We start from the raw sequence: 14529 nt of genomic DNA, 5'->3' as shown, positions 1-14529 counted from the left end.
AGGTTGTGTAGCATTCCGGTATCCGCGGCTTGGCGCAATACCTCCTGCTACTATCTCTAACTGAAATGCGGGCCAATAAGTTAACAAAAGGGGCTGATCATGCCGCAGGCACTACTTCTTAGACACGAAGCTAACCAGGTATAGCCTGCCTTTTTCGTTGCTGATCAGCAACTGCGTATCGGACAGGTATAGCACTCCTTCTGCCTGACCTGTACGCCCCAGCGGAAGGCAATACCGTTTTCCGCTGAAGGTAACCGCCTGCTGCTCGGGCTCAAACAGGTATAGGCGACCGTAGCCCAGCAGCGCAAACGCTTTGCCATCCGGGGCACCGTCCGCTGCTGTAATGGCCGACTGTACCCGGAGCTCCTCCTGCGGCTGCAAGGTATAGTTTCCGCTTGTGGCAGGCAGGCTATACCTCCTGGTTATCCTTTTGCGGGCGCGGCTTTTAGAGAAAAGATACAGACTGTCGGACCTGTAGAAGAAGGCTTCCAGATCGTAGTGTCGCTGCTGCGTAGCAGGTGGAAATTCAGACTGGTCCGCGAAGCGGAAGCGGATCGTGTCCTGCACATTCCTTGCCTCCTGCCCTACTTTGAATACCCGCAGGTCGTGGCGCGTGTTGGCGTTGTTGCCAAAGTCCCCGATGTAGAGATTGCCCTGATTGTCCTGGGCCAGGTCTTCCCAGTCCCGGTTGGGGAGTGGCAGCGGCACGGTCTGCAGCAACTCTCCGGACAGGTCGAACAGGTATAGCTCCGCCGGGAGACCGCTGTCGGGATGCGTCCAGTACGTGCTGTCGGAAGCACGGGCCAGACCGGAGCTTTCCTTGATGCGGGTATCGAGATGCCCGATCCGCTGAACCTTCACCTTGTAGTCTTTCCGCAGCCTTTCAAAATCACTGTTGCGCCTGTCGGAGACGCAGCCGCAGACGGCCGTTTGCAGGTATACGTACAGGGTGAATAGCTTGATGAGCATCTACTGGATGGTTGATTGTTGAATTGCTTAATTGTTGCTCGTGCACGATTCGGACAGGTCGCGACCTGTCCCTACACATCTTCTAACTCAAGACTCATAACTCAGAACTCGAGACTCTCAAACTCTCTAGCTTCCCCATCACCGCCTCTTTATCTGCCCAGAACTGGCGGCTGTATACCCGTTGGTACGGCCAGTGGCGCTGCTGCAACAGTAGGGGGATATCCGAATGGGAATGGCGTACAGAAAGCTGGCTATAGTAGAGGTCATCATCGGTCAGCACTACGCATTTGTATGCGCCGTCCTGCGCCCAGGTAAGATCGGCAAAAGGCACCTGCGCCTGGAGTTGTGGCACCTCCTGCGTCAGGCGCTCTTTCAGCAAAGGAACCTGCGCCGGCATGTGCGCCTGCTTCGGATTATATGCAAAGTAGCGGCGGCTTACCTGCTGGGCGTAGTGCAGGTACTCCCGCAGTAGTTTTGGACCCAGGTGCAAGGTGTTCTCTACCTGCAGCTGCTCGGCCCGTATGCTGCTCACGACGACCACCTGCTGTTTTGCCCGCGTAATGGCTACATTCAGCCGGTTCTCCCCGCCTGCCTGGTTCAGGCTGCCAAAGTGCATCGTCAGCTTCTCCTTGGCATCCGGCGCATATCCTACCGACAAAATAATGACTTCCTTTTCGTCGCCCTGCATGTTCTCGATGTTCTTGACCAGCACGGCCGGCGGCACGGCTATACCTTGCGCCCGTGCCCTGTCCTCCAGCAGGTCCTGTACCAGCATTTGCTGGTTGTAGTTGAAGGTGATCACCCCGATTTCTTCCTGGCCGTCCTGCAGTAGCTGAAGCACCAGTTCTACGACTTTTTCTGCTTCCGGCAGGTTGGCGTTGTCCTGCCAGAGTCCCTGCACTTTCACAAACTGGATGGCAGGCTGGCGGGCATTGGCATCCTGCAGCTCCGGTATGAGCTCCAGCTTCTGGCGGTAGAAATAGCGGTTTGAAAAATCGATCAGTTCGGGGTAGCGGCTGCGGTAATGCTGCGTAAGCATGGTCTGGGGCAGGTACAGGCTGCACAGCTGCAGCAGCGACTCTGCCGACAGTTCCTCCACTTCTTCGTCGCCGGCGGCACTCCAGCGGGCACGGTAGAGGTCCGATGGCCTGAGCTGCTGCTCATCGCCGGCGACCACCACCTGCTGTCCCCGCAGCATGGCCGGTATACCGGACTCGGCAAAGCATTGCGAGGCTTCGTCAAATATGACGAGGTCAAAGCAACGCTCCAGCGGCAGCACTGCCGATACTGTTTCGGGCGAGGCCAGCCAGCACGGCACCAGGTCGAGTATCTCTTCTCTGAAAAGCGAAAAGAGTTTGCGGATCGGGTATAGGCTTCTTTTTTTACTCACCTGCGCATGCAGCCTCCGGTACGTCACAGCATTGCCGAGGCGGTTGAATTCCATGTCGTGGTAGGTCTGCTCGCGCAGCCGCGAGAGAACGATTTCCTGGCTCAACTGCTGTTTTTGCTCCAACAGTTGCTGCAGTTCGGTTTCCAGGCGTTCCAGTTCTCCGCTGCCTGGCATGCGCAGCTCCGGGTGCAGCGCTTCGAGTTCGTAAAGCCAGGACAGGTACAGGCTGTTGAGAAACAAGGCCTCACTTTCTTCGGCAGAAGCGGTAGGTTGCTTCAGAAGCAGCCGTGCTACCTCCTGCTCTGCTGCCGTAAAGGAAGCCCGCAAAGCATCATGAGCGACGATCGGCTCGAAGTGCTGCTGAAGCGCCTGCAGTAAAGCTGGGCCATGCTGTGCATCCGTTAGTAGCTGCGCTATCTGCGTTTTGGGGAGCCACTTTTCCCAATAGGCATACTTTGTTTCAAATGTACCTATCGCCTGGGTGAGAACGGGCAGGTGCTCCTGCAGCTTCACCTGCAACGGAAGTTTCTCGTGCAGGACCTGGTCCCGGTGCAGTTGCTGCAGTAGCTTCTGTGCTGTCAGGGCCTGCTCGATGACCTGTAACTTCTGCAGCATAGGACTTGGCAGGTCTTCTATCCGGAGGTGGTAATGTATGCTTTTGTTAATGACCCGGATCAGCTCCACTGCCTGCTCCCGTAGCTGCAGCCGTCGCTGCAGCTCGCCAACTCCGGCATCCGTCAGCTCCTGCTTATACTTGCCTAAGGCTTCTTTCAGTATTTTTTTATCCTGCGAAAAGAACCAGCCGATCCGTTTGAGAAAATCGCCACGCTGCTCCTCGTAGGCGGCCACTGCTGCCTTGACCACAACCAGCTGCTCTACCGGAATGGCGGCATCCGGTGCCGGGCAAACCAGGTATAGCGCCTTCAGCTGTTGTACCTGCTGCTCCAGTTCGGCTGCCTGTGCCTGCTTCTGCAGCAGCGGGTAGAGCACTTCCTGCACGCCTTCTTCTGCGAGCAGTTGCTGCACCTGCGCCATGTTGGGCAGCGCGTGCTTATACCTTGACAGCTCCTCCAAAGTAAAACCATTGCCACTAAGGTCGCTTATCTGCTGCTGCAGTTGCTGGTACTGCTCGGGCAGTTGCCGGATGACCTGCTCCAGTTCCTGCCGCTGCGGCCAGCCGTAGTCCTTCAGGTTATGGCGCTCCTTCCACACAAAGTCAGGCTGATCGTAGAGGATCGCCTGCTGCAGGTAGGGCCGTAGCCGGGGCAGGAAATCGGCCACCGTGCCGGCCGTGAAGTTTTTGAAGACGGATGCAAGGGGAATGTGCGGCTGGTCCAGACGGCTGCGCAGGTATAGCTCCTTGGGTGACCAGCCACTGCGGCTACCGTCAAACAAAGCGTGCTTAAAGGCCTGCAGCTTTTGCAGGCATACGTTGATACCCCGGCTCACTTCCAGGAAGGTGCGATCGGTGTAGATGCTGTTGAGGGCGAGGTTTTGTCTTTTGTACTCGTCCAGCTGCTCGATCTGCAACAGGAGTTGCTGGTAGACACTTTTGCGGTCGGCGTTGATGTCGTGCACAAGCGCGGCAAAAACACCCAGTCCTTTGGAAGAAAGCCGCTGGTGCACCACATCCAGCGCCGCCCGCTTCTGGCTCACGACCAGCACCCGCTTGCCCCGCGCCGTAAAATCCGACACCAGGTTACAGATGAGCTGCGACTTTCCGGTACCCGGAGGCCCCTGCACCACCAGCGATTTGCCCTGCTTCACCTGCTGCAGCGCCACCTCCTGGGAGGCATCCAGGGCAAAAACGGTGAAGGTATGCTGGGCCTGTGCCGCCTGGTTTAAGTTGGCTTCCGGTACGGCAAACAGATCTTCCATCTCCTGCAGCCCGTCCTGCTCCAGCAATTCGTCGTAATCTGCCAGCAGGTACGATGCGGCCTGGGGATAAATGCCCAACACCGCTTCCTGCTCCAGGTACAGTTGCCCGGGCTTGAGTTCTGCTTCGTAATCGGCTTTTTTGTAATCCCGGAAAGGCTTGAGTTTGTCAGCAAAAAATTCCCGCCCGGCATGCACGCCCAGTTGCTGCTCTTTCAGCAGCTCGTATACCTGCGTGCGAAATTCCAGTGGATGGGTTGGCAAGGTGCTCAGGTCCAGCTCGAGCAGCGGTTCGGCCAAAGGGGTGCCCATGTAATGCGCATAGGCCAGCACAAAACTCTGGTTAAACTGCGGCGCCTGCGATTCGTCGGGCACCAGTTCCCACTCCTGCGCCGCGTTAACCTGCAGCTGCACCGGGAAAAACAGCAGCGGGCAACGCACGGCCGTTCCATCCGAAAATCTGCCATGCACAAACGGCCATCCCAGGTATAGCTCGTGGCTGCCGCGCTCTTCAAAGATCATTTCGGCTTTGCGCCGGATGTAGCGCAGCCGCCGGCTCAATGGCGCTACCGGCGCATAACGGCTATCGGCATAGGGAGCCAGCACCACCTTCTTTTTCCCGGAGATCAGCTTCTCCACTATGCCGAAAGCCGGCTTGCTGTTCATGAAATCCAGTTCCTCCACATCCAGGTGCAGCTCCCGCGACAGGCGCAGCAGCAACAGCGCTCTGTTGCCAGAGCTCAGGTTGAGCAATCGGTGCCGGTAACTTTTGAGGATGGATTTCATAGATGTCTGCTTCGTAAACGGCTTTCCGCTTATGATAGTCTATTGCATAAAGCAAGTTAACAGGATTTAAGCTGATTTGATAGAAGAGTTCGGGTAACTGGTAGTTTTTCCTGCTTAAGGGAGCCATCCATCCGCCTCCGCATGCGTACATTAAAAAACGTCCACGTCCCCTCTCAGGGTTATTCGAAAACGGGTTATCAGGAACAGCAAACACTTCAGGCCATAAATCGCATACGGATGGCTTTCATCAAAAAAATTATCCCGCTTCCCGGGCCCGGCACGCTCGCCCCGGCTTCTGCAGACAGGCATGTTCTGCTGAAAGCGTTTCTGTATACCCTCGCCCTGGTACATGTGCTGCTGGCCATCCTATGGTCGTATACCGATATAGAGCTTTACCGGGCCTATACGACCGAGGACGGATACATTGAGCTAACGACGGCTTTCCTGCTGCTGATGACTTCTTTTTGGTGTCTATACAAAGCCTTGTCCGGCAAGCGCAGGATCCCGGTGGTTTTCTTTTCGGTAGCTGCTCTTGTCTTCTTTTTTGGCTTCGGAGAAGAAATATCCTGGGGCCAGCGGATCCTCGGTTTTGATACCCCTGAAGAATTACAGAAGATCAACAACCAGAACGAGTTTAGCCTGCACAACATTCAGATCCGGGACATCAGCCTGAACAGGCTCATTTTCAGTGCAGGCCTTTATACTGGCGCCTTCCTTTATTTCCTGGCTTTCCCGGCCTTGTACCGCCGCAATGCCTGGTTCAGGAACCTGGTCGACAAGATTGCCCTGCCCATTCCTACCACGACCCAGAGCCTCCTTTACCTGTTATCCTTTTTTAGTCTGTTGCTGATTGAGCAGGATAGGAAATGGGAAGTGCAGGAGTTCGTGCTGGCCTGTTTTATATTCTTTGCTTTCCTGCTACCTTGCAACAGATCCAGCGCAAAACAAGACTAAACGCTTGGGCTGCCCCTGCTACCTTACCTGCTTCCGTGAATGGTCGCAAGGCTTCATCCATTCTGAAGCTATACCCGTATGGTATATCAGTTTGCGCCATTTTGGCTGGCTTTTTAATGCTACTTACTTTCAGGACAACATTTGAGTTTGTTTGGAGTTGTTAGCAAATACCCGACAGCCGCCTGCATCTGCCATTGCCCGAAAAGCTTAAAAATGAAACACTACCTCTCTCTGATTTTTTGTCTGCTGAGTACGCTGGCACTTCTCACTTCCTGCAGAAAGGAACGGGAAGAAAAGGCCGTTGACCGCATGGACCAATACACGACCACCAAAGCTTACCCCTCCAAGTTTACCGATGAAAGTTTAGAAAAATGGAAGCAACAGGTTCCGGAAATCCAAAAGATCAGCATCAAGTCTACACTGGATGGCAAGGAGCAGCCTGCGCTTTTCTATACCTCCGAAACCACCGGCAAAAGGCCCTTGCTGGTTATGCTGCACAGCTGGAGCAGCGAGTACCTGCAGATAAAGAGCATCCCGTTCGCACTCTGGTCGAAGGAATATGATTGGGCTTTCATCCACCCCAACTACCGGGGCAAGTTCGACAATCCGGAGGCCGTGGCCTCTGACCTGGCCATACAGGACATCGTGGACGCGGTGAATTACGCCAAGCAGCACGCTGATATTGACACCTCGCGCATCTACATTCTGGGTTCATCCGGCGGGGCCATGACAGCACTGGTGGCTGCCGGCAGGCACCCCGAGATCTGGGCGGGCGTGGTGGCCTGGGTACCGGTTTTTGACCTGGTAGATTGGTATGCTTTCAGCCAGTACTACCCGCACCGCGACTACAACCGGCACGTAGTGGCCGCCTGCGGAGGCGAGCCGCTGCCCGGCACTGCGGCCGCGGCGGAGTGCATGCGCCGAAGTCCTGTCACCTACATCCACAACGCCAAGGACGTACCCATCTTTCTGGCCCACGGCACAAATGATGTGCTGGTGCCGCCCGACCATTCGATCAGGGGCTATAACCTACTGGCCAACCCCGCAGATACGATTGCTCAGAAGGATATAGATTACATCCTCAAAGAGCAGGCGATTCCGGAAGGGATGGAAGGCGCCACAAACCGTGATAAGTATTTTGGGGCAAAAGATCCGAAGGTCGTGTTCGAACGGGAATCGGCCAATGTCCGGCTGGTGCTGTTTGTGGGTGTGCACGATATGGCCTACAACCCGGGCCTGCTGTGGCTCAATGAGCAGCAGAAGAAAATGCCTCCTGCCGCTCCCCCTGTGGCTGGTCATTAGTAAGCTGTTCTCAAAATTTAACAGTATGCCCGAAGATCCTCAGCACGGAACTCCTCAAAAAGCCGGCCTGCCAACGCTGGAACAGATCTCTTCGGGCGGGCTGGTTTTTCGAAACACGTCCGCCGGTGTGGAGGTAGCGTTGATTTCTGTTGGCAAACCTGCCCGGTGGCAGCTGCCCAAAGGGATCGTGGACCCGGGCGAGACGCCCGAGGTAACGTCTGTGCGGGAAGTTCAGGAAGAGGCCGGTATCACCGCCACGCTGCTGGAAAAAATCGATATGATCGAGTACTGGTATGTCGGCAATAAAGGAACGCAGCGGGTACGGTTCCACAAGTTCGTGCACTTCTTTCTCATGCAGTACCAGTCAGGCGACATCAGTAAACACGACTGGGAGGTGAACGAGGCCCGCTGGGCAAGCCTGCCGGAAGCAAAGCGGATGCTAGCTTTTAAAAGCGAGCGCCTGGTGCTGGAAAAGGCCGAACGGCTGATTGGTGCTTTCGAGATCTGAGCTATACCTATACCTACAGAGGTGTCCTGTATTTACTGATTTCAGTACAATCTGCATCCTATCCTATTTACTACACGAGACCCTTGCGGGAGCTGTGCACACCACGAAGTCTTGGCTGGCAGCTCTGGCAGCTATACCTATACCTGGTGCACGCTTCGGACAGGTCGCGACCTGTCCCTACAAAACCTTCTTATACCTACAATACCAGATAGGGCTGCAGCTTCTCAAACAACTCCTGCGTCACCAGTTTTATCTGCCGGATGTCCTCTATCTGCCGGTAGGGTCCGTGCTGCTCCCGGTAGGCTACGATGGCCCGGGCCACGTTGGAGCTGATGTAGGGGTGCGCTTTCAGCTCGTTGGCAGTAGCCTGGTTGAGCGACAGCTGCCGGATGGTGTTGGATTTGGCCACGAAGGTATACTTGTCCAGGCTGTCGACGACGGCGGGAGGCAGTCCGTATACCTCTTTCAGCTGCGCCATACTGTGGAAGCCGCCCAGCCCGTCCCTGTACTTGACGATCCGCGCAGACAACTTGCTGCCGATTCCTCTGATCTGCTTTAGCGCTGTGGTATCGGCAGAGTTGATGTTGAAGGGCGCCAGAATGAACCGTTCCCGCTCCCGGGTATAGGTATAGTTCGGGCCCGATGCAGTGCGCGCCCTGACGGCCGTGCCTTTAGTGCGGCTATACCTGTCAGGCCTGGTTTCGGGGAGCTGGATGTAGGGGTATAGCCGTTGAAAGGTAGAGTCCGGAAAGTCATAGATTCTTCCCAACTCCGCTTTGTAAGTGAAGTCACCCACTTTATTGCGGTAGTTGAGAATACGTTTGGCCATGTACTTGGGCACCCCAAAAGCCTGCCATTGCTCCTCGGTCAGGTGGTTGGGGTTGAAGGGCCGCAGAGCGACAGCCGGTACCCCAAACTGCCGCTTCTCCCGGGTGGGTGGCTGCTTTGCCTCCAGTCTGCCACCAGGCTATCGAGTACCTGCCGGTCGCTCTGGCTGCCGAATGAATCCGTATCCGGCCGTGACAACCACTTAAATAGCAATGGTGCTGCCGTAAGCAGCACCATTAAGCCAATGAGCACCAAAAACGCGTTCACTTCACGCTGTGAAAAGCCAAAGTGGCGCCGTATCCAGTACCTCAGTTTTCTCATACGGTTATTTAACCCCAGGCCCCTGCCGCTCCAGCTCGTCGTCGTTGTCGAGGTAGGAATCCGGTTCAGGCCTTGCCGGCGCGTTCAATACCTTCCAGAAGAAGAATATGGTCAGTCCGGTCACGAGGGACATCGTGGTAAGCATGATAATAAGTGCAGATGTATTCATAGTTTCTTAAATTCTTCCTTCTCTAACTCTTTTTTTGTAGGCTATGTATACCAAACCGGCGATGCTCAGGAACACCACCACCAACAGTATACGGGATGCATTCACAAAGAACAGCGTATCCTGCAGATGCTCCAGCACAGCCGGGTCGGTTGCTTCCGCGAGCTGGCGCTTGAGGGAGGTATTCTTCAGCTTGTTGATGATGGAACTGTCATCCAGTATCCACTCACCGCTGAATGCCGCTCCCCAATCGCCTCCTTTGGGCGTGATAAGCGAGCCGATGAACACCCACAGCAACAGCAAGGGGGTGATGAACTTGATAATGAACTTGTAGATTTTCGGCACCTGGATATCCGAGCCGGACATAATTTCCCGCCAGCCCTTGTCTATACCGAACACCCACGCGAACAGAATAGATTCAAACAAAGCAAACACTACCAGCGACACGGTACCGGCCCAGTAGTCATACTCATCGAACACACCGTAGTGGAAGAACAGCACCGTAGGCATACCCAGCAGCAACACAATCAACCCGAAAGACCAGGCGGCAGACTTGCGGCCCCAGTTGAACTCATCCTGCAGGAAGCCCATCCAGGGCGTACCCATGGCCAGGGAAGACGTGATACCGGCAAAGAATAACAGCCCAAACCACATCACACCGGCTACGGCTCCCAGCACTTCGCCCCACTGCGTGAACAGGAACGGCAGCGTCTTGAAGGCCAGTCCCAGGCCACCCGACTGCACCAACTCCGTTACGCGGTCAATGCCCAGGTAACCAATGGAGATCGGAATCAGGATAGAGGCGCCCAGCACCACTTCCACGAACTCGTTCATCCAACCGGCCGACATCGCATTCAGGGCGATATCGTCTTTGGAGCGCACATAGGAAGCATAGCAATGAATAGTACCCATACCTACGGAAAGCGTGAAGAATATCTGACCGGCAGCTGCCAGCCATACCGTAGGCGACCATAATTGTGTATAGTCCGGCGTCCACAGGAAGTTAAGGCCCACGGAGCTGTCGTTGATGGCTCCGGCCTCACCGGCGGTAATCGTGAAGCCTTTGTAGGCCAGGAACATGCCGAACAGAATCAAAAGTGGCATACCTACCTTGGCCACGCGCTCCACACCACCTGCCAGTCCCTGAGACAGGATCCAGGTGTTGAGCAGCAAGCATATCACATAAAACACAACAGACTCCAACGGAATACCAAGGGTGGATTCGCCAATGCTAACGTAGGTGTTGAAGAACGCGGCAACGGCATCCTGGTCCATACCATTGAAGGTCCCTATCACAGAGTGCACCACGTAGGAAAGCGTCCAGGACTCAATGTAGCAATAATAAGAGGCTACCGCGATGTTGGTCCAGATACCGAACACACCGATGTATTTCCACAGGCGGTTCTTGTGCATAGTATCCACGATGAAGGGGGTGGAGTGGTGGCCGAACTTACCCCCGAAGCGGCCCATGGACCATTCTATCCAGAGAAGCGGGATGCCCATTACCAGGAAGCAGACCAGATACGGTATAATGAAGGCTCCACCGCCATTTTGCACAGCTTGCACCGGAAACCGCAGAAAGTTACCAAGACCCACTGCGTTGCCGGCCATAGCCAGAATGAGACCCACCCGGGAGCCCCATGATTCTTTGTTAGCACTCATAAAAAGGGGTAAAAGTTGATCGGTTCAGATTAGTTTAGTTAGGGTAAGAGACGAATAATCAAGGTTTAAAGCTTCCAATTTAAACAATGCTTCTGAGGGAACCATATTAAATTCAATATTTTTAATACAATCAGGTCTGGTTATGCTCCTCTTATTTGAGTATAAATTGAAAGTGAGCCATTAATTGGCTGCCTGCTCTGCCACCATCGCTATACCTTCCAGGAAGCTGTGCGGGGTATACCCCAGCATATTCTCGGCTTTGGTGATAATAAAGCCGGTGCGGGGCGGACGCTTGGCAGGTTGTGAGAAGGTGCTGGCATCTGCTTTGTCAATGAGTGAATTGTCCAGCTTGAAGAAGTCGGCTACGATCAGCGCCATCTGGTAAGGGGTGAGCATTTCATTGCCCGATATGTTGTAGATACCTTCTGCATCCTGCTCCACGACCAGCCAGCAGCCCATGGCCAGATCCTCTGCCAGAGTTGGTGTTCTAAACTGATCATCCACCACTTTGAGCACTTTGCCCGCTCTCAGACTGTCGCGCACCCACAGCACGATGTTGGAACGGCCATAGTCATGCACCACTCCGTAGACCAGCACGGTGCGCAGGATGGCCCATTTGCATTTGGCCTTCTTGACGATCTCTTCAGCCATGAGCTTCGTTTCGCCATAGAAACTGATGGGGTTGGCCACCGCTTCTTCATCGTATGGGCCGCTTTCGCCATCAAAAATAAAGTCGGTCGACAGGTGAACCAGGTGCACATCGTGCCTTTCGCATGCTTCTACCAGGTATGCTACGGCATCGCGGTTTAGCTTCAGGGCTCCTTCCTGGTCGGTCTCACACTGGTCCACGTTGGTCATGGCAGCCGTATGGATAATGTGCGTAGGCTTGAACCGGCTCACCACCTCTTCTACCTGCACCCGGTTGGTGACATCCATCGAAGCGAAGGGCAAGGTTGGAAACACTTCGGCCAGTTTGTTTTCTCCGCGGCTGGTGGCCAGCAGTTCTACATCCGTACGTGGTAGCAGCAGTGCCGCCAGTTTTTGTCCCAGCAGACCGTTAGAGCCTGTTATCAGTATTTTTTTCATGTTTTATGAGGAGATTAATTCGGGCTGTAGGTATAGCCGTATTTCTTTGCAATCTTTTTCTTCTTCACGTCTTCTACCTTCACCTTCATTTTGATGTCAGAAAGCGGGCGATCACGGCCATCTTTTGGCTGTGCCGCTATTTTGTCGATCACCTCGAGCCCGTCTACCACCTGCCCAAATACAGAATAGGCTTCATCCAGTTGCGGTGTGCCGTTATGGTTTTCCACGATGTAGAACTGGGAGCCGCTGGAAGCGCGTTGCGGGTTCACCTGGTCCCCCATACGGGCAGCTGCCACGGCGCCCCGCTTGTGCTTATACTTGGGCAGTATCTCTGCCGGGATGGTATAATCTATACCGGTCATGTTGCCCTCCTTGGTTTTGGGATCACCGCCCTGGATCATAAAGCCATCTATCACCCGGTGAAAGGTGGTGCCGTCGTAGAAGCCTGCTTTGGCCAGCTTCAGAAAATTCTCCTTGTGCCTGGGGGTGTCATCGAACAGGACCAGCTTCATTTCTCCCATCTCAGTGGAAACCGTCACGAGCTGGTCTTTCCCTTTCGGTACCTTCTGTGCAAAAGCCGCTGCCGGCGCCAGCACGACGATCGCTGCTGCGACTACGAGTTGTTGTATGCTTTTCATTTTAAATATTGTTCCGGATTTACTAAAACAGGCTTTAAGTTTCCTCTTTTTTTGCTCTATTCCAAATTTAAGCGGTTTCGGAGGTCGGAGTATCGCCGCTGCCAATACCGTTATTCTATAGTTCACTTTGTAAATGTGGTAGGAAAGATTATATTTAAATTCCATAAAATCCTGCCTTTGCATGAAAAAAACTATTATCTCCCTGGCTGCTTGTTTTACGGCAAGCAGCAGCCTGCTGGCCCAAGCACAACCGTCTGTAGATGAGCAAATTGATATGGCCGTTGGCCCTACCGCACAACTCCTCTCAGACATTATCTTTTATGAACTTCGTGTAAACGATGACATTTCCCTGCCCCTGATCCTGATCTGGCTGTTGATAGGGGCATTATTCTTTACGTTCTACTTAGGCTTTATCAATATCAGGGGCTTCAAATATTCGTTGGACATTGTCCGGGGGAAGTATAACCAAGCTGATGCCCCGGGTGAAGTCTCTCACTTCCAGGCTTTGTCGGCAGCCCTTTCAGGCACTGTAGGGCTGGGCAATATAGCGGGTGTGGCCATTGCCATCTCCATCGGTGGGCCAGGTGCTACTTTCTGGATGATCATGGCCGGGCTGCTGGGAATGTCGTCTAAGTTTGTAGAATGTACGCTGGGGGTAAAGTACCGGGATACACATGCGGACGGCACCGTTTCGGGCGGACCGATGCATTACCTGAGCAAAGGCCTGGGCGAATTAGGTTTTAGTAAAACAGGCAGGTTCCTGGCTGTTTTCTTTGCGCTCATGTGCATTGGCGGTTCGTTTGGAGCAGGCAATATGTTCCAGATCAACCAGGCCACGCAGCAGTTTATCGCGGTGACCGGCGGCTCTGATTCCATGGTGGGTGGCGGCAATGCCTGGATATTCGGCTTGGTAATGGCGGTGCTGGTAGCACTTGTGATCATCGGTGGCATGAAAAGCATCGCCAAGGTGACAGAGAAGATCGTTCCGCTGATGTGTGGCATCTATGTGCTGGCCTCCCTCGTGGTCATAGCAACCCATTTCACACAACTTCCGGCCGCCCTGGTAGCCATTTTGGAAGGAGCCTTTACGGGCAGCGCTGTAGGCGGCGGTATTGTGGGCAGCATGATCCAGGGCCTGAGACGGGGGGTGTTTTCCAATGAAGCCGGTATAGGTTCTGCTTCCATCGCACACTCAGCCGTGAAGACAAGAGTACCCGTGACGGAAGGTTTTGTTGCATCCCTGGAGCCTTTTGTAGATACCGTAGTCGTGTGTACCATGACGGCTCTGGTGATTGTTGTGACAGGTACTTACACGATTGACTCCGGAGATGGCATCGCATTGACATCCGCTTCTTTTGCTACTGTGATCAGTTGGTTTCCATTGGTACTGGCTGCGGCCGTTATCCTTTTCGCCTTCTCTACCATGATCACCTGGTCCTACTACGGCCTTAAATCCTGGACTTACCTTTTTGGTAACAATCGGACAGCCGATGTGAGCTTTAAAGTTATTTTCTGTGCCTTCGTTGTGTTAGGTGCTTCGATGCAGTTGGGCAACGTGATTGCCTTTTCAGATGCCATGCTCTTTGCTATGGCGATCCCTAACCTGATAGGCCTCTACCTGCTGGCTCCTGGTGTAAAAAGAGACATGAACGATTTCCTCAGCTACGCCAGGTCTGAAGACAAACAGCCACTCTCGGAGGAAGCCATAGAAGAGAATAGAGTGAAGGTATAAGCGTTATACTCTCCTCCAATAAGAAAGGCAGCCTGCTTCCCAGCAGGCTGCCTTTTTGTTTATGATGGAATGGCAGTAAGATTATCTGTCGATGCTGATAATGTAATGGCTTTACCGGGTCAGACTCCCCTTGTCTTTATTGAGGGCCCCTACCCCCCATTCAAGTACTGGGAGAAATTCGATAGCAGCAGGCACTGCAAGTTGATCAAGATATAAAAGCAGCTCTCCGGGTCCAACCACCCCTACCCCTCCTCGTCTAAGGAAGGGAGCCTGCTGTTGATAGAGCTCCAATTGTTATTTCATCGCAGGCAT

At 54.0% G+C, this 14529-nt stretch carries 12 protein-coding genes; 4 read left to right on the top strand and 8 right to left on the bottom strand.

Going from position 1 to position 14529, the window contains the following annotated elements:
- Positions 1-111: 111 nt before the first annotated feature.
- Together OB13_RS19175 and OB13_RS19170 are read right to left on the bottom strand one after the other, a co-directional pair.
- Positions 112-969, bottom strand: coding sequence for a hypothetical protein (locus OB13_RS19175; protein WP_461491794.1), 858 nt, complete (start codon positions 967-969; stop codon positions 112-114).
- A gap of 94 nt (positions 970-1063) precedes the next feature.
- Positions 1064-5020 (bottom strand): AAA domain-containing protein, encoded by a 3957-nt coding sequence (locus tag OB13_RS19170; protein WP_461491793.1) that lies wholly within the window; start codon positions 5018-5020, stop codon positions 1064-1066.
- A 237-nt stretch (positions 5021-5257) separates the two neighbouring features.
- On the opposite strand from OB13_RS19170, the gene OB13_RS19165 reads away from it, so the two are divergent.
- From OB13_RS19165 to OB13_RS19155, 3 genes are all read left to right on the top strand, one after another.
- Entirely contained in the window at positions 5258-5974 is a 717-nt protein-coding gene (locus OB13_RS19165) for a hypothetical protein (RefSeq protein ID WP_461491792.1), read from the top strand.
- A gap of 213 nt (positions 5975-6187) precedes the next feature.
- A complete protein-coding gene (locus OB13_RS19160) occupies positions 6188-7276 on the top strand; it encodes an alpha/beta hydrolase family protein (protein ID WP_461491791.1) in 1089 nt (362 codons plus the stop codon).
- 25 nt (positions 7277-7301) lie between these two features.
- Positions 7302-7784, top strand: coding sequence for an NUDIX hydrolase (locus tag OB13_RS19155; RefSeq protein WP_461491790.1), 483 nt, complete (start codon positions 7302-7304; stop codon positions 7782-7784).
- 196 nt (positions 7785-7980) lie between these two features.
- On the opposite strand, the gene OB13_RS19150 is transcribed toward OB13_RS19155, so the two are convergent.
- The 6 genes from OB13_RS19150 to OB13_RS19125 form a co-directional block, all read right to left on the bottom strand.
- Positions 7981-8613: a ComEA family DNA-binding protein gene (locus tag OB13_RS19150; protein WP_461491789.1), complete on the bottom strand. Its 633-nt coding sequence runs from the start codon at positions 8611-8613 to the stop codon at positions 7981-7983.
- A gap of 38 nt (positions 8614-8651) precedes the next feature.
- Entirely contained in the window at positions 8652-8933 is a 282-nt protein-coding gene (locus OB13_RS19145; RefSeq protein ID WP_461491788.1) for a hypothetical protein, read from the bottom strand.
- 4 nt (positions 8934-8937) lie between these two features.
- Positions 8938-9102 (bottom strand): hypothetical protein, encoded by a 165-nt coding sequence (locus OB13_RS19140; RefSeq protein WP_461491787.1) that lies wholly within the window; start codon positions 9100-9102, stop codon positions 8938-8940.
- A 6-nt stretch (positions 9103-9108) separates the two neighbouring features.
- Complete coding sequence (locus OB13_RS19135) at positions 9109-10761, bottom strand: sodium-dependent transporter (protein ID WP_461491786.1); 1653 nt, start codon at positions 10759-10761, stop codon at positions 9109-9111.
- Positions 10762-10941: 180 nt separating this feature from the next.
- Positions 10942-11847, bottom strand: a complete 906-nt coding sequence (locus OB13_RS19130) for an SDR family oxidoreductase (protein ID WP_461491785.1) — start codon at positions 11845-11847, stop codon at positions 10942-10944.
- A gap of 14 nt (positions 11848-11861) precedes the next feature.
- Entirely contained in the window at positions 11862-12485 is a 624-nt protein-coding gene (locus OB13_RS19125) for a peptidylprolyl isomerase (protein ID WP_461491784.1), read from the bottom strand.
- A 181-nt stretch (positions 12486-12666) separates the two neighbouring features.
- On the opposite strand from OB13_RS19125, the gene OB13_RS19120 reads away from it, so the two are divergent.
- The gene (locus tag OB13_RS19120) at positions 12667-14217 is read left to right on the top strand and encodes an alanine/glycine:cation symporter family protein (protein WP_461491783.1); all 1551 of its coding nucleotides are present in this window, start codon (positions 12667-12669) and stop codon (positions 14215-14217) included.
- The last annotated feature ends 312 nt before the right edge of the window (positions 14218-14529 follow it).

Source organism: Pontibacter sp. HJ8, assembly GCF_054824225.1.
This window is presented reverse-complemented; position numbering and strand designations above follow the sequence as displayed.